Annotated in this window: 19 protein-coding genes; 2 read left to right on the forward strand and 17 right to left on the reverse strand. The window is 74.8% G+C overall.

Going from position 1 to position 20901, the window contains the following annotated elements:
* Nucleotides 1-7: 7 nt before the first annotated feature.
* The 4 genes from ACPOLA_RS00115 to ACPOLA_RS00130 are packed head-to-tail and all read right to left on the reverse strand — an operon-like array spanning nucleotide 8 to nucleotide 3163.
* Nucleotides 8-487 (reverse strand): hotdog fold domain-containing protein, encoded by a 480-nt coding sequence (locus ACPOLA_RS00115; RefSeq protein WP_435768314.1) that lies wholly within the window; start codon nucleotides 485-487, stop codon nucleotides 8-10.
* Between the two features lie 43 nt (nucleotides 488-530).
* Nucleotides 531-1475, reverse strand: coding sequence for an endonuclease/exonuclease/phosphatase family protein (locus ACPOLA_RS00120; RefSeq protein ID WP_435768315.1), 945 nt, complete (start codon nucleotides 1473-1475; stop codon nucleotides 531-533).
* Between the two features lie 9 nt (nucleotides 1476-1484).
* Nucleotides 1485-2267 (reverse strand): methyltransferase domain-containing protein, encoded by a 783-nt coding sequence (locus ACPOLA_RS00125; protein ID WP_435768316.1) that lies wholly within the window; start codon nucleotides 2265-2267, stop codon nucleotides 1485-1487.
* On the reverse strand, nucleotides 2264-3163 hold the full coding sequence (locus ACPOLA_RS00130) for an alpha/beta fold hydrolase (protein WP_435768317.1): 900 nt from the start codon (nucleotides 3161-3163) through the stop codon (nucleotides 2264-2266). The genes ACPOLA_RS00125 and ACPOLA_RS00130 overlap by 4 nt, the downstream gene beginning before the upstream one ends.
* Nucleotides 3164-3229: 66 nt before the next feature.
* Between ACPOLA_RS00130 and ACPOLA_RS00135 the strand changes: the two genes are divergently transcribed.
* The gene (locus ACPOLA_RS00135; RefSeq protein WP_435768318.1) at nucleotides 3230-3718 is read left to right on the forward strand and encodes a MarR family winged helix-turn-helix transcriptional regulator; all 489 of its coding nucleotides are present in this window, start codon (nucleotides 3230-3232) and stop codon (nucleotides 3716-3718) included.
* Nucleotides 3719-3725: 7 nt separating this feature from the next.
* Here ACPOLA_RS00135 and ACPOLA_RS00140 read toward each other — a convergent pair whose 3' ends face one another.
* The 6 genes from ACPOLA_RS00140 to rsmI all read right to left on the reverse strand — a co-directional run bounded on the left by ACPOLA_RS00140 (nucleotide 3726) and on the right by rsmI (nucleotide 10541).
* Nucleotides 3726-5525: an ABC-F family ATP-binding cassette domain-containing protein gene (locus tag ACPOLA_RS00140; protein ID WP_435768319.1), complete on the reverse strand. Its 1800-nt coding sequence runs from the start codon at nucleotides 5523-5525 to the stop codon at nucleotides 3726-3728.
* Complete coding sequence (locus ACPOLA_RS00145; RefSeq protein WP_435768320.1) at nucleotides 5518-6435, reverse strand: 4-(cytidine 5'-diphospho)-2-C-methyl-D-erythritol kinase; 918 nt, start codon at nucleotides 6433-6435, stop codon at nucleotides 5518-5520. The genes ACPOLA_RS00140 and ACPOLA_RS00145 overlap by 8 nt, the downstream gene beginning before the upstream one ends.
* Entirely contained in the window at nucleotides 6428-7327 is a 900-nt protein-coding gene (rsmA, locus tag ACPOLA_RS00150) for a 16S rRNA (adenine(1518)-N(6)/adenine(1519)-N(6))-dimethyltransferase RsmA (RefSeq protein ID WP_435768321.1), read from the reverse strand. The genes ACPOLA_RS00145 and rsmA overlap by 8 nt, the downstream gene beginning before the upstream one ends.
* 185 nt (nucleotides 7328-7512) lie before the next feature.
* Complete coding sequence (locus ACPOLA_RS00155; protein WP_435768322.1) at nucleotides 7513-8664, reverse strand: resuscitation-promoting factor; 1152 nt, start codon at nucleotides 8662-8664, stop codon at nucleotides 7513-7515.
* A gap of 223 nt (nucleotides 8665-8887) precedes the next feature.
* Entirely contained in the window at nucleotides 8888-9721 is an 834-nt protein-coding gene (locus ACPOLA_RS00160; RefSeq protein WP_435768323.1) for a TatD family hydrolase, read from the reverse strand.
* A complete protein-coding gene (gene rsmI / locus ACPOLA_RS00165; RefSeq protein ID WP_435768508.1) occupies nucleotides 9714-10541 on the reverse strand; it encodes a 16S rRNA (cytidine(1402)-2'-O)-methyltransferase in 828 nt (275 codons plus the stop codon). The genes ACPOLA_RS00160 and rsmI overlap by 8 nt, the downstream gene beginning before the upstream one ends.
* Before the next feature lie 77 nt (nucleotides 10542-10618).
* Between rsmI and ACPOLA_RS00170 the strand changes: the two genes are divergently transcribed.
* Nucleotides 10619-12373: a dolichyl-phosphate-mannose--protein mannosyltransferase gene (locus ACPOLA_RS00170; RefSeq protein ID WP_435768324.1), complete on the forward strand. Its 1755-nt coding sequence runs from the start codon at nucleotides 10619-10621 to the stop codon at nucleotides 12371-12373.
* Here ACPOLA_RS00170 and ACPOLA_RS00175 read toward each other — a convergent pair.
* The 7 genes from ACPOLA_RS00175 to ACPOLA_RS00205 are packed head-to-tail and all read right to left on the reverse strand — an operon-like array spanning nucleotide 12370 to nucleotide 20769.
* A complete protein-coding gene (locus ACPOLA_RS00175; protein WP_435768325.1) occupies nucleotides 12370-13341 on the reverse strand; it encodes a glycosyltransferase family 9 protein in 972 nt (323 codons plus the stop codon). The two genes, ACPOLA_RS00170 and ACPOLA_RS00175, sit on opposite strands and share 4 nt — an antisense overlap.
* Complete coding sequence (locus ACPOLA_RS00180; protein ID WP_435768326.1) at nucleotides 13338-14732, reverse strand: PfkB family carbohydrate kinase; 1395 nt, start codon at nucleotides 14730-14732, stop codon at nucleotides 13338-13340. The genes ACPOLA_RS00175 and ACPOLA_RS00180 overlap by 4 nt, the downstream gene beginning before the upstream one ends.
* The gene (locus ACPOLA_RS00185) at nucleotides 14729-15334 is read right to left on the reverse strand and encodes a D-sedoheptulose-7-phosphate isomerase (protein ID WP_435768327.1); all 606 of its coding nucleotides are present in this window, start codon (nucleotides 15332-15334) and stop codon (nucleotides 14729-14731) included. Before ACPOLA_RS00185 ends, ACPOLA_RS00180 begins: the two co-directional genes overlap by 4 nt.
* Nucleotides 15331-16590, reverse strand: coding sequence for a glycosyltransferase (locus tag ACPOLA_RS00190; RefSeq protein ID WP_435768328.1), 1260 nt, complete (start codon nucleotides 16588-16590; stop codon nucleotides 15331-15333). The genes ACPOLA_RS00185 and ACPOLA_RS00190 overlap by 4 nt, the downstream gene beginning before the upstream one ends.
* Nucleotides 16587-17636 carry a glycosyltransferase family 9 protein gene (locus ACPOLA_RS00195; RefSeq protein WP_435768329.1) on the reverse strand — a complete coding sequence of 350 codons (1050 nt, stop codon included), beginning with the start codon at nucleotides 17634-17636 and terminating at the stop codon, nucleotides 16587-16589. Before ACPOLA_RS00195 ends, ACPOLA_RS00190 begins: the two co-directional genes overlap by 4 nt.
* Complete coding sequence (locus tag ACPOLA_RS00200; RefSeq protein WP_435768330.1) at nucleotides 17633-19135, reverse strand: HAD-IIIA family hydrolase; 1503 nt, start codon at nucleotides 19133-19135, stop codon at nucleotides 17633-17635. Before ACPOLA_RS00200 ends, ACPOLA_RS00195 begins: the two co-directional genes overlap by 4 nt.
* Entirely contained in the window at nucleotides 19132-20769 is a 1638-nt protein-coding gene (locus ACPOLA_RS00205) for a carbamoyltransferase family protein (RefSeq protein ID WP_435768331.1), read from the reverse strand. The genes ACPOLA_RS00200 and ACPOLA_RS00205 overlap by 4 nt, the downstream gene beginning before the upstream one ends.
* Nucleotides 20770-20901: the final 132 nt, after the last annotated feature.

Consider the following 20901-nt stretch of genomic DNA (forward strand, 5'->3'; position numbering starts at 1 on the left):
GACGCGGTCACCGCTTCTTCGTCGTCACCCACAGGTTGATGGTGCCCTCGATCACGACGGTGCCGTCGTCGCGGACGCCCTTGACCCGGACCGGCAGGTCTCCCTCGGCGGTGTCCCACTGCTCCTGGTCGGTCTCCGCCGAGCAGGTGATGTCGCTGGTCGCCTTGGCGGTGTAGGCGACCTCCATCCCCTTCGGGATCCACCGCTTGTCACCGGGCACGGTGGCCTCCGCGAGGGCGCCCATCGCCATCTCCAGCCCGTTGCAGAGCGCGATGGCGTGCACCGTGCCGATGTGGTTGTGCACCCGGCGGCGCTTGGGGATCACGACCTCGGCGTAGTTGGGGCGGAGCTCGGTGACCCGCGGGCGGATCGTGGCGAAGTACGGCGCCTTCTGGCTGAACGCGACGGAGAACAGCCGCTTGCCCAGGGTGCTGCCGATCACGGGCAGTCCGGTGGTGGTCTTCCAGAGGCTGTGGACCTGGCTCATGGGCTCGAGATTACTGGTCGGTAACCCTCGGCGCCGAGTCGGCTCAGCCCTCGGTGAGTGCCAGCCGGGCCCACACGGCGCGGTGGTCGCTGCCCGGCACGGCTGCCGAGCCGGACTCGACGGGCGCCAGGCCGCGGGCGAGGACGTGGTCGATCCCGACGAACCGGGGCAGCCAGCCCTCCTCGGGCCAGGTCCGCGACGCCACACCCGGCGACACGGTGAACCCGTCGGCCACCTCCCGGAAGGCCGGGTGCACCCGCGCGGAGTTGAGGTCGCCGGCGAGGACCAGGGCGGTGTCGGCGGGCACCCGGTCGACCCACGCGTCCAGCGACCGCAGCTCGGCGCGCCAGGTGGGGCCGGGGATCGGGGCCGGCGGCACCGGGTGCGCTGCCCGTACGACGACCTCGCGCCCGCCGAGGTCCAGCCGGACGACCGGCATGTCGAAGCGGTAGTCGGTCGGGTCCGGCCACCGCGTCTCCTCCTCGTGCGGCGAGCGGGTGAGGATCGTCGTACCGCCGGCGCCGCCGGCGACCGGGCGCTGCCAGCCGTGGGGCAGCTCGTCGGCCACGCCCGCGCCGCGCAGCCGCTGGAGGTAGGGTTGATCGACCTCGAGCAGCACCAGCACGTCGGCGTCGACGTCACGGACCAGGTCGGCGACGGCGGCCGGGTCGCCCTGGCTGTACTCCACGTTGGCGGCCACCACGGTGAGCGTCTCGTCGGACGCACCGGGCTCGGCTCCGCTCCCGGTCAGCACGATGGGGAGCAGGCCGGCGACCACGGCGACGACCAGCACGGCCGCGGCCGCCCACTGGCGCAGGCCCAGCCACACGACGAGGGTCACCACCGCGACCAGCAGCCAGACACCCCACAGCGCCTGGACCACCGGCAGCAGCGAGTGGAACGAAAGGTCGGCGAGCGGCAGCAGGAGCAGCAGCGACACGGCCGTGGTCCAGAGCAGGACGGCAGCGCGGAGCCATCGATTTCGCACGCGCGGAAGTCAAGCAGCCCGGCGGGCGACGACGAACACGCGGCGGAACGGCAGCACGACGCCGTGGCCGTCGTCGGGGTACGCCGCCCGCAGCCGCGCCTTGAGCTCCTCCTCGAACCGCGGCCGCAGGTCGTCCGGAAGCGCCTGGAGCGTCGGGCGGGCACCGGTGCCGGAGATCCAGCCGAACACCGGATCGGGTCCGCGCAGGACATGGAGGTAGGTCGTCTCCCACGCGTCGACGTCGCAGCCCAGGCCCTGGAGGGCGCGCAGGTAGGTCGCCGCGTCGTGGGCGTCGGGCGCGGCGACGCCCGCCGTGTGCGCGTCGTACGGCGGCTCCGCGGCGAGCCGGGCGCGGAGGGTGTGGCTTGGCTCGCCGAAGTTGCCGGGCACCTGGAAGGCGAGCCAGCCGCCGGGCGCGACGGCCTCGACCAGCGACGGCATCAGGTCGAGGTGGCCGGGGACCCACTGCAGGGCGGCGTTGGAGACCACCACGTCCACCGGCTCGGCGCGCGTGGCGAGCCACTCCCGCAGGTCGGCCCTGTGGAAGACGACCCGCTCGGACGCCGAACTGTCGGTGGCCGCCTCGATCATGGCAGCACTGGAGTCGACACCGGCGACCGCGGCGTCCGGCCAGCGGTCGGCGAGAAGGGAGGTGAGGTTGCCGGGGCCACAGCCCAGGTCGACGACGGTGCGTGGCTGCTCGGCCCTGATCCGCGCGACGAGCTCGACGAACGGCCGGCCGCGTTCGTCGGCGTAGGCGAGGTAGTGCTGGGCGTCCCAGGTGTGGCTCACGCATGTGCTCCCACGTGGTCGAGGATCCGCTGGTTCACGACGTCGGGCCGCTCGAGCTGGAGGAAGTGCCCGGCGCCCTCGACGACCGCGACCACGCTGCCCGCGGGCAGTCGGCCGCCGATCCGTCCGGCCCACCGGGGGTCGAGGCAGCCGTCGTCGGCGCCCTGGAGGTAGAGCAGCGGGACCTTCGGCTCGGCGACCCAGTCGTGGGCGAACGGCTGGTAGCGGCCCGGGAGCCGGCGCTGCCGGGGCTGGGCGCGGTAGTAGCCGATCGCGGCCGCCTTGTGCGCCTCGTCGGGCAGGGCCGCGGCCAGGTGAGCGAGGTCGGTGCGCGCGTCGTAGCCGGGCGACCAGGTGCGCCACAGGTGGGCGACCAGGCGGTCGAAGCTGCGCTCGGGCAGCGTCGGCAGCTGGTTGAAGACGGTGTACCAACTCATCGCGGCCTGGCGCGGCAGGATCCGCAGCCAGCGGGTCAGGTCGTCGCGGCGCGGGTTCATCACGGAGAACGGCGGCACCGCCATCGTCACGATCGCGCCGAACGGGTTGGCGTCGGAGGCGGCGATGCCGTTGGCCGTGATCGCGCCCCAGTCGTGGCCGACGAGAAGGGCGCGGTCGTCGCCGTCGTACGCCCGGTGGAGGGCGAGCGCGTCGTCCATCAGCGCCGGCACGTGATAGCTGCCGTCGCTGGGGATGGTGCTGGGCGCGTAGCCGCGGGTGAACGGCGCCACGACGCGGTAGCCGGCGTCGGCCAGCGCCGGGCCCAGGTGGCGCCAGGTGTGGGCGGTGTCGGGGAACCCGTGCAGCAGCACGGCGAGCGGGCGGCCCGCGTCGTCGACGTCGCCCCAGACGAGGCTGGTGAGGCTGACCCGGTCGAGGTGCGTCACGCGCTGGTCCACGGCGCGACCCTAACGCCCCCTCTATCTTGACATCAAGATTCTCGACCGGTCCGATAGGCTGCCTCCATGCGCGACGAGGTCGACGAGCTGCTCGAGGCGTGGGCCCGCGAGCGCAGCGACCTCGACCTGGCGCCGGTCGCGGTCTTCAGCCGCATCTCCCGGCTCGGGCACCACGTCGACCGGGCGCGCCGCCAGGCCTTCACCGCGCACGACATCGAGCCGTGGGAGTTCGACGTGCTGGCCGCACTGCGCCGGGCCGGGACGCCGTACGAGCTGTCGCCGGGCCGGCTGCTGCGCGAGACGCTGGTGACCAGCGGGACGATGACCAACCGGGTCGACCGGCTGGCGGCGCGCAACCTGGTCGAGCGCCATCCCGACCCGATGGACCGTCGTGGCGTGCTCGTGCGGCTCACCCCCGAGGGCAAGCAGGCGGTGGACGGCGCGTTCGGAGCGCTGCTCGACGCGGAGAAGGAGCTGCTGGTGGGCATGTCGGCCGCGGAGCAGCGCCAGCTCGCCGAGCTGCTGCGGCGGCTGCTGGTGCCGTTCGGCACCTGACCGACGCTCACTCGAGGAGCTCGGCGGCCTCCAGCCACTCCAGCTCGGCGGCGTCCTTCTCCTCCTGCAGCGCGGTCAGCTCGGCCGCGACCTCGGTCAGCCGCTCGGGGTCGCTGGCGTGCTCGGCCAAGGCCGCCGTCAACTCCGCCTCCCGTGCCGCGAGCCGCGCCAGCTGCTTGTCCAGCCGCGCCACCGTCTTCTTCGCCGCCCGCTCCTCCGCGGACCCGGCCCGCGCCGCTCGTCGATCCTCGGGTTCCGGCGCGTCGACCTGACGGGCCTCCGGCCTGGACTCGCTGGCCAGGGCCGTACGACGCCGCTCGAGGTACTCGTCGACGCCGCGGGGCAGCATGGAGATCTGGCCGTCGCCGAGCAGCGCCCACACGGAGTCGCAGACGCGCTCGAGGAAGTAGCGGTCGTGGGAGACGACCACCAGTGTGCCGGGCCAGCCGTCGAGGAAGTCCTCCAGCACGTTGAGGGTCTCGATGTCGAGGTCGTTGGTGGGCTCGTCGAGCAGCAGCACGTTGGGCTCGGTCAGCAGCAGCCGGAGCAGCTGGAACCGGCGCCGCTCGCCGCCGGAGAGGTCGCCGATCCGGGCGGTCAGCCGGTCGCCGGTGAAGCCGAAGCGCTCGAGCAGCGACGTCGCCGACAGCTCCCCGTCGAGGGTCTTCGCGACCCGCCTGATCGACTCCACGGTCGCGAGCACCCGCGCCTCCGGGTCGTCGACCTCGACGCTCTGCGAGAGGTGCTGCAGCGCCACCGTGCGCCCGTGCCGGACCCTGCCCGCACTGAGGTGCGCCTCGCCGGCCAGCAGCGAGAGCACCGACGTCTTGCCGGCGCCGTTGACCCCGACGAGACCGACCCGGTCGCCGGGCCCGAGCCGCCAGGTGGCGTGCTTCAGGAGCACCCGGTCGCCGCGGGCGAAGTCGACGTCCTCGAGGTCGACGACGTCCTTGCCGAGCCGCTGCGTCGCGAACCGCTCCAGCTCGAGCCGGTCGCGCGGAGGCGGCACGTCCTCGATGAGCGCGTTGGCGGCGTCGATCCGGAACTTCGGCTTCGAGGTGCGAGCCGGAGCGCCGCGCCGCAGCCAGGCCAGCTCCTTGCGGACCAGGTTCTGCCGCCGGGCCTCGGACGCCGCGGCCTGTCGCTGACGCTCGGCCTTCGCCAGCACGAAGGCGGCGTAGCCGCCCTCGTAGGTGTCGACCACCCCGTCGTGCACCTCCCAGGTCTGCTGGCACACCGCATCGAGGAACCACCGGTCGTGGGTGACCACCACGAGCGCGGACTGGCGGTTGGCGAGGTGGCCGGCCAGCCAGGCGACCGCCTCCACGTCGAGATGGTTGGTCGGCTCGTCCAGGACCACCAGGTCGTGCTCGTTGAGCAGCAGGCCGGCCAGCGCGCACCGGCGGCGCTCGCCGCCGGAGAGACCTAGCACCGCGCGGTCGAGGTCGACGCCCGCCAGCAGCACCTCGACGATCTCGCGCAGCCGCGAGTCCGCCGCCCACTCGTGGTCGGCCTTCCCCTGCAGCACCACCTCGCGGACCGTGTGGGTGTCCTCGAAGTCGTCCTGCTGCGCCAGCACGCCGACGAGCAGCCCCCGCTGGCGCGACACGCGCCCCGCGTCGGGCTCCTCGGCACCCGTCATGATCCGCAGCAGCGTGGTCTTGCCGTCGCCGTTGCGACCGACGATGCCGATCCGCTCACCGGCGCCCACGCCGAGCGACACGTCGGTGAGGAGCGGGCGGACGCCGTACGACTTGGAGACGCGCTCGAGGTTGAGCAGGCTGCCGCCCTGGCGCGGGTCAGGCATAGGTCACCACGTGCGCGCCGGCCACCGGCCCCGGCGCGAGGGTGCAGCGGTGGCCTCGGGCGGTCAGCTCGGCCGCCGCCCGGCGTGCCGCCTCCACCGTGTCGTGCAGCATCAGCAACGTCGGGCCGGAACCGGAGAGCAGCACGCCCTCGGCGCCGATGCCGCGGAGCTCGGCCTCCACCTGCACCAGGTCCGGCCGCAGGTCGCGCGCGGCGTCCCACAGGTCGTTGTCGAGGAGGTCGCCGACCTCGCCGGTGTAGCCGTCGGCGAGCGCGTCGAGCAGGTCCTCCGGCACCGGCGGCTGCACCGGCGCGTCCGGCGAGAGCTCGTCGAAGTGGCGGTAGACCGCCGGCGTGGACAGCCCCTCGTCGGAGAGCACGACGACCCACCACACCGAGGTCTCGTCGGTCACCGCGCTGACGAGCTGGCCGTGGCCGGTGCCCATCGCCGTACCGCCGAGCAGTGCGAACGGGACGTCGCTGCCGAGCGTGCCGGCGATCCGGAGCAGCTCGTCGTCGGGGGTCTGCAGGTCCCAGAGCCGGTCGAGTGCGAGCAGCGTGGCCGCCGCGTCGGCCGAGCCGCCGGCCATCCCGCCCATCACCGGGATCCCCTTCGCGATGGTGATCCGAGCGGCGCGGTCGATGTCGTGGTGGGCGACCAGCGCCCGGCCAGCCCGGATCGCGATGTTGGTGTCGTCGAGGGGCACGCCGTCGATGGGGGCGGTCAGCCCGACCGACCAGTCCGGGGCGTCAGTGACCGTGACGTCGTCGTACAGCCCGACGGCCTGGTAGACCGTCGACAGCGGGTGCAGGCCGTCGGGGCGCGGGCGGCCGACGCCCAGGTGCAGGTTGATCTTCGCTGGCGCGCGGACGGTGACGCGCGGCGCCGGCGCAACCCTCGCCTCAGACATCGTGCGGCTCCCCCTCCCGCTCGGACGTTCCCGAGTCTGACAGGGCGACCGTGACGGCCACGAACTCGTCGATCCCCAGGGACTCCCCGCGTGCCAGCGGATCGACGCCCGCGCGCCGCAGCGCGGCCTCGGCGGCCTCGGCACTTCCGGCGAGCCCGCGCAGCACGCCGCGGAGCGCCTTGCGGCGCTGGGCGAACGCCGCGTCGATCACGGCGAACACCTGCTGCCGCGTCACCGCGGTCGTCGGCGGCTCGCGGCGGGTCCACGCGACCAGCCCGGAGTCGACGTTGGGCGCGGGCCAGAACACGTTGCGGCCGATCGCCCCGGCGCGTCGTACGTCGGCGTACCAGGCGGCCTTCGCCGACGGGACGCCGTAGGTGCGCGAGCCCGGAGGGGCAGCCAGCCGGTCGGCGACCTCGGACTGCACCATCACCAGGCCGTGCTCCAGCGACGGCAGCAGCGCCATCAGGTGCAGCAGCACCGGCACCGAGACGTTGTAGGGGAGGTTGGCGACCAGCGCCTGCGGCGCCGGTCCGGGGAGCTCGGTGACGGTCATCGCGTCGGCGAGCACCACGCGGAGACGGTCGGCGTGGCCGGGCGCGAACGCGCGGACGGTCGCCGGCAGCTCCTCGGCGAGCAGCGGGTCGACCTCGACCGCAGTCACCTCCGCGCCCACCTCGAGCAGCGCGAGGGTCAGCGACCCGAGCCCGGGACCGACCTCGAGCACCACCTCGCCGTCCACCACGCCGGACTCGCGGACGATCCGCCGTACGGTGTTGGCGTCGATGACGAAGTTCTGCCCCCGCTGCTTGGTCGGGCGCAGGTCGAGCCGCGCGGCGATCTCCCGAACCTCCGCCGGGCCCAGCAGCCGCGGCGCGGAGGTGTCAGCCATGCGCCCACCCTAGTGATGCACGAGGTGGCAGGTTCTGGCGCACGAAGTGGGTGGTTTCGGCGCGGCGAGCCGGCCGGCCCGGCGCGCGAGGTGTCAGACCTGCCACCTCGCGCGCCAGAACCTGCCACCTCGCGCGCCGGAACCTGCCACTTCGCGCGCCGGAACCTGCCACTTCGTGGGGTGGGTCAGCGGAGGCCGAGCTGGGCGGAGCAGTGGGGCCACTGGCCCCAACCGGCGCGGGACTGGAGGATCTGGCCGCGCCTGATCTGCTCCTCGCGGCTGTGCTGGTGCGGGAGGCCGGAGCCGCCGACCGAGCGCCAGGTGGCGGCGCTGAACTGCAGGCCGCCGTAGTAGCCGTTGCCCGTGTTGGTGGCCCAGTTGCCGCCCGACTCGCACTGCGCGAGGCGGTCCCAGACGGTGCCGCCGCCGGCGTAGTTGGGTGCCGGCTCGGGAGCGGGCTCCTTGGTGCCGACCCGCACGACGCGGGCCTGCGGCTGCTTCGTGACGTCCTGGCGGACCACGACGCGGCGTACGACGTCGCCGTTGCGGACGGTCAGCCGGTAGGTCACGTCGCGGCGACCGTCGGCACCCTCCTCGACCACCTCGGAGCGGCCCTCGAGCATGGAGTCGTCCTCGACCCGGCGGACGGGAGCCTCGACGGCCTCGCCCTCGACGTCGCGCTTCTTCACCTCGATGTCGGTGAAGACGATGCGGTCGCCGTCGGCGACGGTCTTCCCCGGCTTCGGCCGTACGACGTCGTGCCGGTCGAGCTCGACGCCGACCTGGTCGAGCGCCTCCTCGACGGTCAGGGCGGTGACCTCGCGCTTGACCGGCTTCTTGCCGGCGAGGCGGAAGGTCAGCTTCTTCGGGGTGACGACCTCGATCGACGCGCCGTCGCGGCTCAGCGTCATGCCGCGGCTGGTCGAGAGGCGGCTGTCGCGGTGGACGGTGCCGATCTGGGCGAGCGCGCCCTGGACGTCGGTCGCGGTGACCCAGTGGGTGCTGGTCTCGCCGTCGACGGTCAGCTCGATCGGCTTGGCGAAGACCACGGCGATCTTGTCGCCCTCGTCGATCTCCTCGTCGAGCTCGGGCTGCACGAGGTCGCGCTCGCCGACGTCGACGCCCTCGTCGCGGAGCACGTCCTCGACGGTGTCGCCCATCGTGGTCACCGAGCGCTCCTCACCGTCGACGGCGAGGGTGACCTCGTTGCTCATCGAGGTGTAGCCGTAGGTCACTCCGGAGACGGCCAGCAGGATCGCGGCCAGGGTCGCGACGATCGCGACGCGGCTGCGGGTCAGCTTGTGGAACAGGGAAAGGGTCGGGTGTGCAAGTCGCACGATTCTCCGATGGTCGTACTCCCCGGGCCTCGGGAGACCAGCGTGCGCCCAGGACGCAGCGCACTGTCCAGCACACCTCCCCCAGGCCCCGGGGAACCCGCGACGGGCTCCCGGAGCTGGTCGGAATCAACCCCCGATCCCGGCCTTCTGGTCTCTACCAGAACCGACGCCGGCACCGAATTGCAAACCGTCGGCGCTGCTGACGCGGGCGACGTGACCGGACTCACCACGAGCCGCCGAACGCCTCCTCGGTGTTCCGGTCGATCGCCGCGCACAGCTCGGCGAGGTCCTCGCCGCGCTCCTCGGCCATCGCCCGCACGGTCAGCGGGACCAGGTACGACGCGTTGGTGCGGCCCCGGTGCGGGTGCGGCGTGAGGTACGGCGCGTCTGTCTCGACCAGGATCCGGTCGCGCGGCGCCAGGCGCAGCGCCTCCCGCAGCGGCGCGGCGTTCTTGAAGGTGACGGTGCCGGCGAAGGACAGCCACGCCCCGCGGTCCAGGCAGGCCCGGGCGAAGGCGGCGTCGCCGGAGAAGCAGTGCATCACCCACCGGTCCGGGGCGCCCTCGGCGTCGATCACCTCGAGCACCTCGTCGTGGGTGTCCCGGTCGTGGATCACCAGGGCCCGGTCGAGCCGCTTGGCGAGGTCGACGTGCCACCGGAACGACTCGACCTGGACCGCGCGCCCCTCCGGCCCGGTGCGGAAGGCGTCGAGGCCGGTCTCGCCGACCGCGCGCACCTTGTCGTGCGCCGCAGCCAGCTCCTCGATCTCGGCCCACGCCGCCTCCAGCTCGCCCCGCTCGGCCAGCCGCGGCGCCTCGTTGGGGTGCAGCGCGACTCCCGCCACGAGCTCCGGCCGGGCCGCGGCCGCCTCCACCGCCCACCGGGCCGCCTCCCGGTCGCAGCCGATCTGCACGATCCGGGTGACGCCGACGGACGCGGCGGCAGCGATGGCCTCGTCGACGTCCCACGGCTCGCCGTCGCGTCCCACGTCGAGGTGGCAGTGGTTGTCCACGACCGGGTGCGGCAGCGGCTCGGGGACGGGCGGACGGTCAGTCATCGACGTGCACCACCTGGTAGACCTCCCGTTTCGGCAGTCCTGCTTGCGCGGCGACCGCGGCGATCGCCTCCTTGCGCCGCATCCCGGTCGCCTCCAGCTCGGCGACCGCGGCGCGCAGGCTGGCGGGGTCGCTCGCCACGCCGGCTCCTGCCTCCGCGCCGGACACGACGACCGTCACCTCGCCGCGCACGCCGGCGGCGGCCCAGCCGGCGAGCTCGGCCAGCGGCCCGCGGCGTACCTCCTCGTGGGTCTTGGTCAGCTCGCGGCACACCGCCGCGGGACGGTCGTCGCCGAACGCGGCCCGCATCGCCTCGAGCGCCGCGAGCGTGCGGTGCGGCGCCTCGAAGAACACCATGGTCCGCTCCTCGGCCGCCAGCGCGGCGAGCCGGCGCGAGCGCTCCCCCGCCTTGCGGGGCAGGAAGCCCTCGAAGCAGAACCGGTCGACCGGCAGGCCGGACACGGCCAGCGCGGTGAGCACCGCGGACGGGCCGGGTACGGCGGTCACCCGCACTCCCGCGTCCACGCAGGCCGCGACCAGGCGGTAGCCGGGGTCGGAGACGCTGGGCATGCCGGCGTCGGTCACCAGCACCACCCGCTCGCCGGCCAGCAGCGACTCCAGGAGCGCCGGCGTGCGGGCGGCCTCGTTGCCCTCGAAGTAGGACACCACCCGCCCGGCGAGCTCGATGCCGAGGTCGCCCACGAGCCGGCGCAGCCGCCGGGTGTCCTCGGCCGCGACGACGTGGGCGGACGCCAGCTCGGCCGCCAGCCGGGGCGGTGCGTCGCCCACCTGCCCGATGGGCGTGCCCGCCAGCACCAGCACTCCGCTCACGTCCCGATCCTCGCATCCCGACGGGGATGCTCTCCTGACGGGCGCCGCCTTGCGTAGGCTTCCCGATCGTGACCGCGGTGGAGGAGGGGACGGGGCGGCCCGAGCGCCTCACCACCCTCTCGACCACCGCGACGGGACGCCGCGTGCCTCCCGCCGCCGAGCGCGCGCTGGGCCCGCTGCGCCGGCTGGGGCGCCGCCGGCGGCTGCTCGGCTGGCTCGGACCCCTCGGCGTGACCCTGCTCGCCCTCGGGCTGCGGCTGGTGGGGCTGGGCAACCCGAACCGGTTCGCCTTCGACGAGACCTACTACGCCAAGGACGCGTGGTCGCTGCTCAACAACGGCTACATCCAGACCTACCTCAAGGACGTCGACGGCAACCCCGACAACGAGATCAACGACGACATCCTCGCCGGCCGGACCGACGGGCTGTGGACCGGCGACCCGTCCCTGGCGGTCCACCCCGACGTCGGCAAGTGGCTGATCGCGGGCGGTGAGCACCTGTTCGGCATGGACCCGTTCGGCTGGCGGATCGCCTCCGCGGTGGCGGGCGCGCTGATGGTGCTGGTGATGTGCCGGCTGGTACGACGGATGACCGGCTCCACGCTCCTGGGCTGCGTCGCGGGCGTGCTGCTGATGCTCGACGGGCTGCACTTCGTGCTGTCCCGGTTGGCGCTGCTCGACATCTTCCTGGCCCTGTTCCTGCTGTGCGGGGTCGCCTGCCTGGTCGCCGACCGGGACTGGCACCGGGCCCGGCTGGCGGCGCGGTGGGGCGGGTCCCACCGGCGCTGGGGACCGCGGATCCTGTTCCGGCCGTGGCTGCTCGCCGCGGGCGTGTGCTTCGGTCTCGCCGTCGGCACGAAGTGGACCGCGCTCTACCCGCTGGCGGCGTTCGGCCTGCTGTGCTGGATCTGGAGCGCGGGCGCCCGGCGGTCGCACGGCATCCGGTGGCCGGTGCTGAAGGGCGCGGTCGCCGACGGCATCCCCGCCTTCGTGCACCTGGTCGTGGTCGCGGCGCTGGTCTACATCGCCACCTGGGGAGGCTGGCTGGCGCACGCCGACGAGTACGAGGAGCACCTCAGCGCCACCCAGTACCGCCAGTACACCGGCCAGGGGCACTGCGCCGAGGACGACGACTCCTACGTCGCCACCGACCTCGACGAGGACCGGCGCTGGCCCACCGCCACCGAGAAGGACGCGGACGGGCCGGGCGAGATCGTCCAGTCCCTGCGGTCGCTCTGGTACTACCACCAGGACGTCTACACCTTCCACACGCACTTCCTGAACTGCTCCGAGCACTTCTACGCGTCCAAGCCCTCGGGCTGGCTGCTGGTCAACCGCCCCGTCGGCGTGGCCGTCACCAACGACATCCCGCCCGACAAGCCGGGCTGCGACGCGCCCGCGGACAGCCACTGCATCAAGCAGGTGCTGCTGGTGCCCACGCCGGTGCTGTGGTGGGGCGGCGCGCTCGCGCTCATGTTCGCGGTGCTGATGTGGCTCGGCGCCCGGGACTGGAGGTACGGCGTCGCCGTGGTCGGCGCCCTCTCGACCTGGCTGCCCTGGCTGCTGTACGACGACCGCCCGATCTTCCTCTTCTACGCCGTCGCGATCCTGCCCTTCACGGTGATCGCGACGACGCTGACGATCGGCACCTTGATCGGGCCCTCCCGGCTCCCGTCGGCCCGCCGCACCGCGGGGGTGGTGGTCGGCGGCGCGTTCGTGATCCTGACCCTGGTGAACTTCGCCTGGTTCTGGCCGATCTGGACCAACCAGATGCTCACGCACAGCGAGTGGCTCGACCGGGTCTGGTTCTCCCGCTGGGTCTAGCGGACCCGCTCGTCGGCGCGGAGCGCCGCGCGAGCCGCGCGGAGCACGTCGTCGACGCCGATCCGCAGCAGCCGCTCGTCGGTCTCGGCGCCGTGCGGGTCGCCGAGCTCGCCCGGTTCGGCGTGCCAGAGCGCGACGTGCGGCCCGGAGGCCGGCGGACCCCACCAGTCGGGCGGGATCGGGCCGAAGAGGACGACCGACGGGGTCGCGAAGGCGGACGCGAGATGCGCGATGCCGGTGTCGCCGCTGACGACCAGCCGCGCCCCGGCCACCACAGCCGCCAGGCCCGCCAGGTCGGTCCGCCCGGCCAGGACCGCGTCGGCCGGCAGGCCGGCCTGGCGTCGTACCGCCTCGGCGAGGGGCAGCTCCGCAGTGGAGCCGGTGACCACGACCGGTGCATGGGTGGCGAGCTCGGCGGCGACCGCGGCGAAGCGTTCGACGGGCCAGCACCTGCTCGGGAACGCCGCGCCGGGGTGGATCACGACCGGGCCGGCGGCCGGGTCGGTCGCCGGGGAGGGGCGGGCCAGCAGCAGGTCGTCGGGATCGGCCGGAACGCCCAGCCCCTCGCCGACCAGCCGGCACCACCGCACCCGCTCGTGCTCGTCGCGCCGCCACTGCGGCCCGTCCACCGCGAGCCCGCCGCGGCCGGGGCCGGCGAAGGCGAGCAGCCGCGTGGGACCGAGCTCCTGCAGCGGGATCTTGCTCGCCGGCCCGTTGCCGTGCAGGTCGACGGCGAGGTCGGGCGGCGGCCCGTCCCAGGCGATCGGGCCGAGGTCCGGCGTCGTCAGCAGCCGGTCGACGGCCCCGGACAGCGCCACGAGCGGCGAGAGCGCCGCCGGTGCGGCCAGGGTGATCTCGGCGCCGGGCAGCGCCCGCCGCAGCGCGCGCAGCGCCGGCACGCCGGTGAGGAAGTCGCCCAGGCCGATCGCGCGCAGCACCAGGCAGCGGCGCACGGGCGCGCCGGTCACCCGACCGCGGCCGCCACGCGCGACACGATGCCGGTCGTGGACCGCCCCTCCAGGTAGGGCAGCACCACGGCGACGCCGCCCCAGCGCTCGAGCACCGGCGCCTCGGGGAGCGCCGTGCCGGAGTAGTCGCCACCCTTCGCCCAGACCGCGGGCTGCAGCTCCTCGAGGGTCGGGATCGGGGTGTCGTCGTCGAAGAGCACCACCGCGTCGACGCAGTCGAGGGCCGCGAGCACCTGCACCCGGTCGGCCTCGGGCACCACCGGGCGGCTCGGCCCCTTGAGCCGGCGCACCGACGCGTCGGAGTTGACCAGCACGACCAGGCAGTCGCCCAGGGCCCGGGCCGCGCGCAGGGTCGCGACGTGGCCGGCGTGCAGCAGGTCGAAGCAGCCGCCCGTCGCGACCACGGTGCCGCCGCCCTGCCCCACCCGGGTCGCGACCGCACGGGCGGCGTCGAGACCGGTCGCCGCGCCGGCGGCCCGGACCGCCTCCTCCTCGGCGGAGCCGTGCACGCCGCCGGAGCGCACGAACGCCGACGCCGCGGCGACAGCCCGCTCGACGGCCTCGGAGACCAGGGCGCCGTCGGCCAGCGCGAGCGCCGCCGCACCGGCGAAGCAGTCACCCGCGCCGCACGGGTCCACGGGACCGGCCGCCCCACCCGGCGGCGGTGGTACGACGCTCGGCGGGCCGCCCGCGCTCAGCAGGGCACCGCGGCTGCCGAGCGTGACCGTGACGGCCCGCGCCTGCCAGCGCTCGCGCAGCAGGTCGGCGCGCGTGGCGACCGCCCGCAGGCCGGTGCCCTCGACCCCGGCACCGAACGCGGTGGCCTCCTTGTCGTTGGGTGTCGCCAGGTCGACGCCGGCCACGGGCGCGGCACCCCGCGGGTGGGGGTCCCACACCATCCGGCCGCGGACCCCGGCGAGCGCGTCCCGGACCTCCGGCGACGCCGTGGTGCCCTGCCCGTAGTCGGCCACGAGCACGGCATCGGCCGCGGCCAGCGCTCGCGCGGCGTCGGCCGGAAGCGGACCGGCGCAGGCACCGCCACCCTCGTCGAGCCGCAGCAGGGGGCGACCGTCCTGGGCCAGCACCCGCCGCTTGACGGTGGTGCGGCCGGAGTGGGGCAGCGCCACGACGGTCACGCCGGCCTCGGCCAGCAGGTCGCGCAGCCGCTGCCCGGCCTCGTCGTCGGCCAGTGGCGCGACCAGCACCACCTCGCGCCGGTCCCCGGCGAGCCGCGCCGCGAGCACGGCTGCGAGCCCGGCGCCTCCGGGGCGCTCGGACTGGCCGGCGACGTCGACGACGGGCACGGGGGCGTCGGGCGCCAACCGCTCGGCGCTGCCGCGGACGTCGACGTCGAGGAGCGCGTCACCGACCACCACGAGGGGACCGGTCATCCGTGGGCCCCGATCACGCCGAGCTCGCGGTCGACCGCCGCGCACATCATGTGCACGGCCACCAGGTGCAGCTCCTGGACGGTCGCGGTGTAGTCGGAGTCGACCGCGCAGACCTCGTCGGCGACGTCGGCCAGCGGGTTCGGGGCGGGGCCGGTCAGCGCCCACACCTTCGCCCCGACCTCCCGGCCCCGCTCGGCGGCCGCGACGACGTTGGGGCTGCGGCCGCTGGTCGACAGCAGCACCAGCACGTCGCCGGGGCGGGCGTGCGCCTCCACCTGGCGGGCGAAGAGCTCCTCGGGCGGGTAGTCGTTGATGATCGCGGTGAGGCTCGAGGTCTCGGCGCTGAGACACAGCGCGGACAGCGGTCGGCGGTCCTCGCGGAACCGGCCCACCAGCTCCGCGGTCAGGTGCTGCGCCTGGGCGGCGCTGCCGCCGTTGCCGGCCGCGAGCAGCCGCCCACCGGAGCGCAGCACGGGCGTGAGCCGGACGCCCCAGTCGTCGACGACGTCGACGCAGCGGCCGAACGCCGGCAGGGCGGCGGACAGGCTGGCGAGGTGCTCGTGGGCGCAGCGGGTCCCGGGACGGGAGGCGAGCATGCTCATCGGCGCACCCCCCGCTGTTCGCGCACCGCCATGGTGGCGGCCGGACGGGGAGCCCCGTGCGCCGCTCGATAGACCACTTCCGTGCGTTCCACCACGGTCCTCCAGTCGTAGAGCTCCTCGGCACGGCGCCGACCGGCGGCGCCGTACTCCTTGCGTTCGCGGTCGTCGGCCAGCAGGCCGCGCAGCGCGGCGGCCATCGCCGCCGGGTCCTTGGGCGGCACCAGCTCGCCGGTCGTCCCGGGGACGACGGTGTCGCGGTGTCCGCCGACGTCGGTGGCCACGACCGGCAGGCCGCACGCCATCGCCTCGACCGGCACGATGCCGAACGGCTCGTACCACGCGCCGGTCACCGCGACGTCGCTGGACGCGAGCACCCGCGGCATGTCCTCCGGCGGCAGGGCGCCGACGAAGCGGACGCGGTCGGTGACGCCGCAGGAGGCGGCCACCTCGGCCAGCCGGCGGACCTCGGGGTCGGTGTCGAGCAGCTCGGCCGGCGGCCCGCCCACGACCAGCAGCTCGGCGTCGGGCACGCCGGCCAGCGCCTCGATCACGGTGGCGAAGCCCTTGCGTGGGACCAGCCGGCCGACGGCGACCAGGCGGGGGCGCCGGCCGCGTCGCCGGGAGCCCGACCCGGAGGCGGGCAGGAAGCGCCGGGTGTCCACACCGCACGGGATGACGCTCGCCCGCCCGGCCGGCAGACCGAGCTCGCGCAGCTCGCGGACCTCGTCGGAGCAGGTCGCGATCACGTGCTGGGTGTCGTGCAGGAGGCGGCGCTCCATCTCGATCCGGCACGGGGGGCTGGTGTCGGCGGCCCCCTGGTGGCGGCGCTTGACCACGCCCAGCGCGTGGAAGGTCTGCAGCACCGGCACCGGGCGGCCGAGCGACCGGGCGACCGACCCGGCCGCCTCCACCGACGCCACGCCGCTCATCCAGAAGTGCGCGTGCACGACGTCGGGCGGCCGTGCCGTCCACCGGTCCGCCAGCCCGGCGGCCAGCTCGTCGAGGTGGTGGGCGATCTCGTCCTTGGGGATCGGCACCGCGGGTCCGGCGGCGACGTGGTCGACGACGTAGCCGCCCGGCGCGCGGACCCGGTCGGGTCCGTCCGCGCGGTCGCGGCGGGTGTGCACGACGACCTCGTGCCCCCGCGCGGCGAGGCCGGCGGCGAGCTGGGCGACGTGCACGTTCTGCCCGCCGGCGTCCTCCCCGCCCAGCGCAGCGAGCGGGTTCGCGTGCTCGGAGACCAGTGAGATCCTCATGAGGCAACCCCTTCCGCGGGTCGGAGGTCCTCGGCGCCGAGCCGGAGCCGGTGGACCGCATCCACCACGTCGGCCGCGGTGACCGACGAGAGACAGGGGTGGCCGGGGACCGGGCACGAGGTGGCGCGGGTCCCGGCGCACGGGGCGTCCTGGTCACCGAGGAGCACCAGCGGCACGCCGTACGGCGCCCAGCGGGTCGGGGGGACGGTCGGCGCGAACAGGGAGACCACTGGGGTCCCGACGGCCGCGGCGAGGTGGGCGGGGCCGGTGTTGCCGACCACGACGACGTCGGCTCCGGCGAGCACCGCACCGAGCCCCGCGAGGTCGGTGCGCCCGCCGAGGTCGACGACGCCGGGCGTGCCGGAGGCGACCTCGGCCGTGAGCTCCGCCTCGTCCGGTGCGCCGGTGACCACCACCAGGAAGCCGTCGGCCACGAGCGCCTGCGCCGCCTCGCGGAACCGCTCGACCGGCCATGCGCGGGCGGCCACCGACGTGCCCGGGTGCAGGACGACGTACGACGCCGAGCGGACCTGCTCCGGGAGGACGCCGGGGTCGATCCGCACCTGCAGGCCGCCGTCGTCGCCCTCGGGGAGCCGGCCGCCGCACGCGACCGCCAGCCGCAGCTGCGCCTCGGCCTCCGGGATCACGTCGGGCTCGCGGAGCCGCAGGTCGAGCAGCGACCCGGGGTAGTCGCGGCTGACGGCGCCGACCCACGGCACGCCCGCCAGGCGCAGCACGAGCGCGGTCGGCAGCGCGGACTGGTGGAAGGAGGTGAAGACCACGGCCCGGTCGACGCCGAGGCCGGCCACGTGGGAGCGCAGCGCCTCGACGTGCTCGGGGTCGACCGCGTCGGGCTCGGGGTCGATCCAGGGAGCCTCCCAGCAGACCACCTCGTCGACGCCGGGGAGCAGCTCGGCGGCCGCCCGGCCGCGGGGACCGCAGAGCAGGGTGAGCCGGTCGCAGGTCTCGCGCAGGGCGCGGATCGCCGGGCCGGTGACGAGGACGTCACCGAGGCTGTCGAGCCGGACCGCGAGGCAATGGGTCACCACTGCCCCCCGAGGATCAGATCGGCCGCCTGGCGCAGGTCGTCGGCGACGATCGGGGCCTCGAGGACCTCGTCGCCGAGGGTCACCGGCGTGGGGACCAGCACGGCGGCCGCGCCCGCCGCCTGCGCCGCCCGGACGTCGGAGCCGATGTCGCCCACGACGACGACCCGGGACGGGTCGACGCCGAGGTCGGCGCAGGCCTTGAGCACCATGCCCGGCGCCGGCTTGCGGCACTCACAGTCGTCCTGCGGACCGTGCGGACAGACGTAGAAGCCCTCGAGCGGGCCGAGCAGCTCCTCGACACGGCGGTTGACGCTCTCGACCTGCGCGGGCTCGAGCATCCCGCGGGCGATGCCGGACTGGTTGGTGACCACCGCGACGCGGACGCCCTCGTCGCGCAGCCGGTCGAGCACCTCCCGCGCCTGCTCCATCGGACGCACGCGCGCCGGGTCGCCGTTGTAGGGGACGTCGTGGACGAGGGTGCCGTCGCGGTCGAACAGCACGGCGTCCGGGGCGCCCTTCCACGGCGTCTGGTGGCGGTGCTGCACGCGCCCGCGGACCGCGTGCCAGACCGCGACCGGAGGGATCACGGCGCTGGTCAGCGTCATCCGGGCGAGCTCGGTGGCGTCGCGGGGACCCGGAAGCACCCGCACGGCGGTGAACTCGGCCGTGCCGGCGAGCCAGCCGAGACCGGTGAGCGCAGCGATGCGACGGTGACCCGTGGCCGTGGCGACGCCGGCGGCGAGGCCCAGGGCGGTGACCGCGACATGGCGGCCGAAGCGGCCCTTCGGCGATCGACCGCGCTGCCACCAGTCGCGGCCGTGCAGCCGACGCATCAGCTGGTCGTCGGCGTTGCCGCGCTGGCGCTTCACGCTGGCCCAGAAGCCGTCCTGCCGGACCGGGTGGACCGTCTGCCGCGCGCCATAGCCGATCGTGCCGCGATCGGCGCCCAGCCGCAGGGCGATGTCGGTGTCCTCCCGGAACGCCCGTCCGAACCGCTCGTCGAAGCCACCGACCTCGGCCAGGGCGTCCCGGCGGAACGACATGTCGGCGGTGATCCACGCGGCGTCCGCGAGGCCGAGCGTCGAGCGCTCGTCGTCGGTGGGCCGGCGGCCCTCCGGCCGCGGCACCACGATCCGTGCCTGGCTGCCGACGAGGGCGCCGGCCTCGGCACGCTCGAGGTCCACCAGCAGCCTGCCGAACCAGTCGGGCGGGACGACGACGTCGTCGTCGAGGAAGCTCACCCACGGCGTGCGGGCCCGGCGCCAACCGAGGTTGCGGGCGCGGGCGGGGCCGCCTCCTCCCGACCGGGCGACGCGGACGTCGAGGGTGCCGGTGGGGTCGAGCTCGGCCGGGTCGAGCGGCGGGCCGGACGGCCGGTCGTCGACGACCACGACCGGCGCAGTGACCGGCTGGTCCTGGTGCGCCAGCGCGGCCAGGAGGTGGTGCAGGCTCGCCCGCCCGATGGTCGGCACCACGATCGTCGTCGACGACGTCATGCGAGCGCCTTGCGTCGTACGACGAAGGGGCCGATCGCAAGCATCGCGATCGGAGCGCTGCCGAACACCTCGAGCGCGTCGTGCGGTGTGTCGACCATCGGCCGGCCGGCGGTGTTGAAGCTGGTGTTGACCACGACCGGCAGGCCGGTGCGGCGCTCGAACGACGCGAGCATCCGGTCGAGGAGCGGGTCCTTCTCGGGATCGACGGTCTGCGCACGGGCGGTGCCGTCGACGTGCACCACGGCGGGGATGCGGTCGCGCCACTCGGGCTTGACGTCGTGGACGAAGAGCATGTGCGGCGACGGGATGGGGCCGCGCTCGAGGATCTGCGGGGCCCGCTCGAGACGCACCATCGGCGCCACGGGGCGGAACTCCTCGCGGCCCTTGACGTCGTTGAGCCGCTCGACGTTGTGGGCGTGGCCGGCGTGCGCGAGCAGCGAGCGCCGGCCCAGGGCGCGCGGGCCGTACTCGCTGCGGCCCTGGAACCACCCGACGACCCCGTCGTCGGCGAGCACCTCCGCCACCGCCTCCGCCACGTCGTCGGGCCGCTCGTAGGGCAGCTGCGCGTTGCGCAGGACCGCCTCGATCTCCTCGTCGCTCCAGCCGCGGCCGAGGTCGGCGCCCGGCATCGGGTGCACGCTGTCGCCGCGGTCGGCGACGAGGTGGAGCGCCGCGCCGAGCGCGGTCCCGGCGTCGCCCGCGGCCGGCTGCACCCACACGTCGGAGTAGCCGCTGCGCTCGAAGACGCGCGTGTTGGCCACGCAGTTGAGCGCGACGCCGCCGGCCATCGTCAGCCGGTCGCCGCCGGTGCGGTCGCGCAACCAGCGCGCGAGGTCGACCAGGACCTCCTCCAGCCGCGCCTGCACCGACGCGGCGAGGTCCGCGTGCTCGGAGGACCACGGGTCGCTGGACTCGCGCCGCTTCACCAGGGCGCCCCACTCGATCGGGTCGATTCGGAACCCGCCGTCCTCACCGGCGGCGACGGCCTCGCGCAGCTCCGGCAGGAACCGCGGCGTGCCGTACGACGCCAACGCCATCACCTTGTACTCGTCGCTCGACCGCTTGAACCCGAGGTGTGCGGTGACGTCCTCGTAGAGCAGACCGAGCGAGTGCGGGAGGCGCTGGCCCGCGTGGACGGTGAGCCGTCCGCCGTCGTACCGCCCGGCGAGGTGGCTGCCGCACTCCCCTCGTCCGTCGAGGACGAGCACGTCGGCGTCCGGCACGGGGGCCGCGAGGGCGGCGGAGCCCGCGTGGGCCATGTGGTGCGGCACGAAGACCACGTTGGCGGGGTCGAGCCCGGGCAATTCCTCGGCGAGCATCGTGGGCGCGTGCCGGGCGTAGGTCTGGCGCAGGTGGTCCCACGGGTCGTGGACGCCCAGCGCCTCCGGCGGCTCCGCCAGCGACGGGTCGTAGGAGTAGGCCACGGCGTCGAGGTCGGACGCGGCGAGGCCCGCCGTCGCGAGGCACCAGCGCGCGGCCTCCCCGGGCAGCTCCCAGCCGGCGAAGGCGACGTTGGCGTGCCCGTGCTTGCGGCGGGTGAACCGCTCCTCCTCGGCGGCCGCGACGCACCGGCCGTCCACCACCAGCGCGGCCGCGGGGTCGTGGAACAGCGCGTTGATGCCGAGGACCTTCACGAAACCTCCCGAGGTGGAGCAACATTGAGGAAACCAAGCAACATCCACTGCGGTGCCCTAAAGCACTTCCGACAAACGGTTCTCCGACAGATCGTTTGCGCGGGCGCATGGAACGGGCGCTGGTGGGCACTG

Origin of the sequence: Nocardioides proteolyticus (genome assembly GCF_051280635.3) — a bacterium.
In the GTDB taxonomy this organism is placed as follows: Bacteria; Actinomycetota; Actinomycetes; order Propionibacteriales; family Nocardioidaceae; genus Nocardioides.

What these genes read in the sequence shown, in the direction of transcription:
- ACPOLA_RS00160 (WP_435768323.1), bottom strand. Translation starts at nt 9,721, where the DNA reads ATGACTGACCGTCCGCCCGTCCCCGAGCCGCTGCCGCACCCGGTCGTG.
- ACPOLA_RS00180 (WP_435768326.1), bottom strand. Translation starts at nt 14,732, where the DNA reads ATGACCGGTCCCCTCGTGGTGGTCGGTGACGCGCTCCTCGACGTCGAC.
- ACPOLA_RS00200 (WP_435768330.1), bottom strand. Translation starts at nt 19,135, where the DNA reads ATGACGTCGTCGACGACGATCGTGGTGCCGACCATCGGGCGGGCGAGC.
- ACPOLA_RS00140 (WP_435768319.1), bottom strand. Translation starts at nt 5,525, where the DNA reads ATGCCTGACCCGCGCCAGGGCGGCAGCCTGCTCAACCTCGAGCGCGTC.
- ACPOLA_RS00190 (WP_435768328.1), bottom strand. Translation starts at nt 16,590, where the DNA reads ATGAGGATCTCACTGGTCTCCGAGCACGCGAACCCGCTCGCTGCGCTG.
- rsmA (WP_435768321.1), bottom strand. Translation starts at nt 7,327, where the DNA reads ATGGCTGACACCTCCGCGCCGCGGCTGCTGGGCCCGGCGGAGGTTCGG.
- ACPOLA_RS00135 (WP_435768318.1), top strand. Translation starts at nt 3,230, where the DNA reads ATGCGCGACGAGGTCGACGAGCTGCTCGAGGCGTGGGCCCGCGAGCGC.
- ACPOLA_RS00145 (WP_435768320.1), bottom strand. Translation starts at nt 6,435, where the DNA reads ATGTCTGAGGCGAGGGTTGCGCCGGCGCCGCGCGTCACCGTCCGCGCG.
- ACPOLA_RS00115 (WP_435768314.1), bottom strand. Translation starts at nt 487, where the DNA reads ATGAGCCAGGTCCACAGCCTCTGGAAGACCACCACCGGACTGCCCGTG.
- ACPOLA_RS00185 (WP_435768327.1), bottom strand. Translation starts at nt 15,334, where the DNA reads ATGAGCATGCTCGCCTCCCGTCCCGGGACCCGCTGCGCCCACGAGCAC.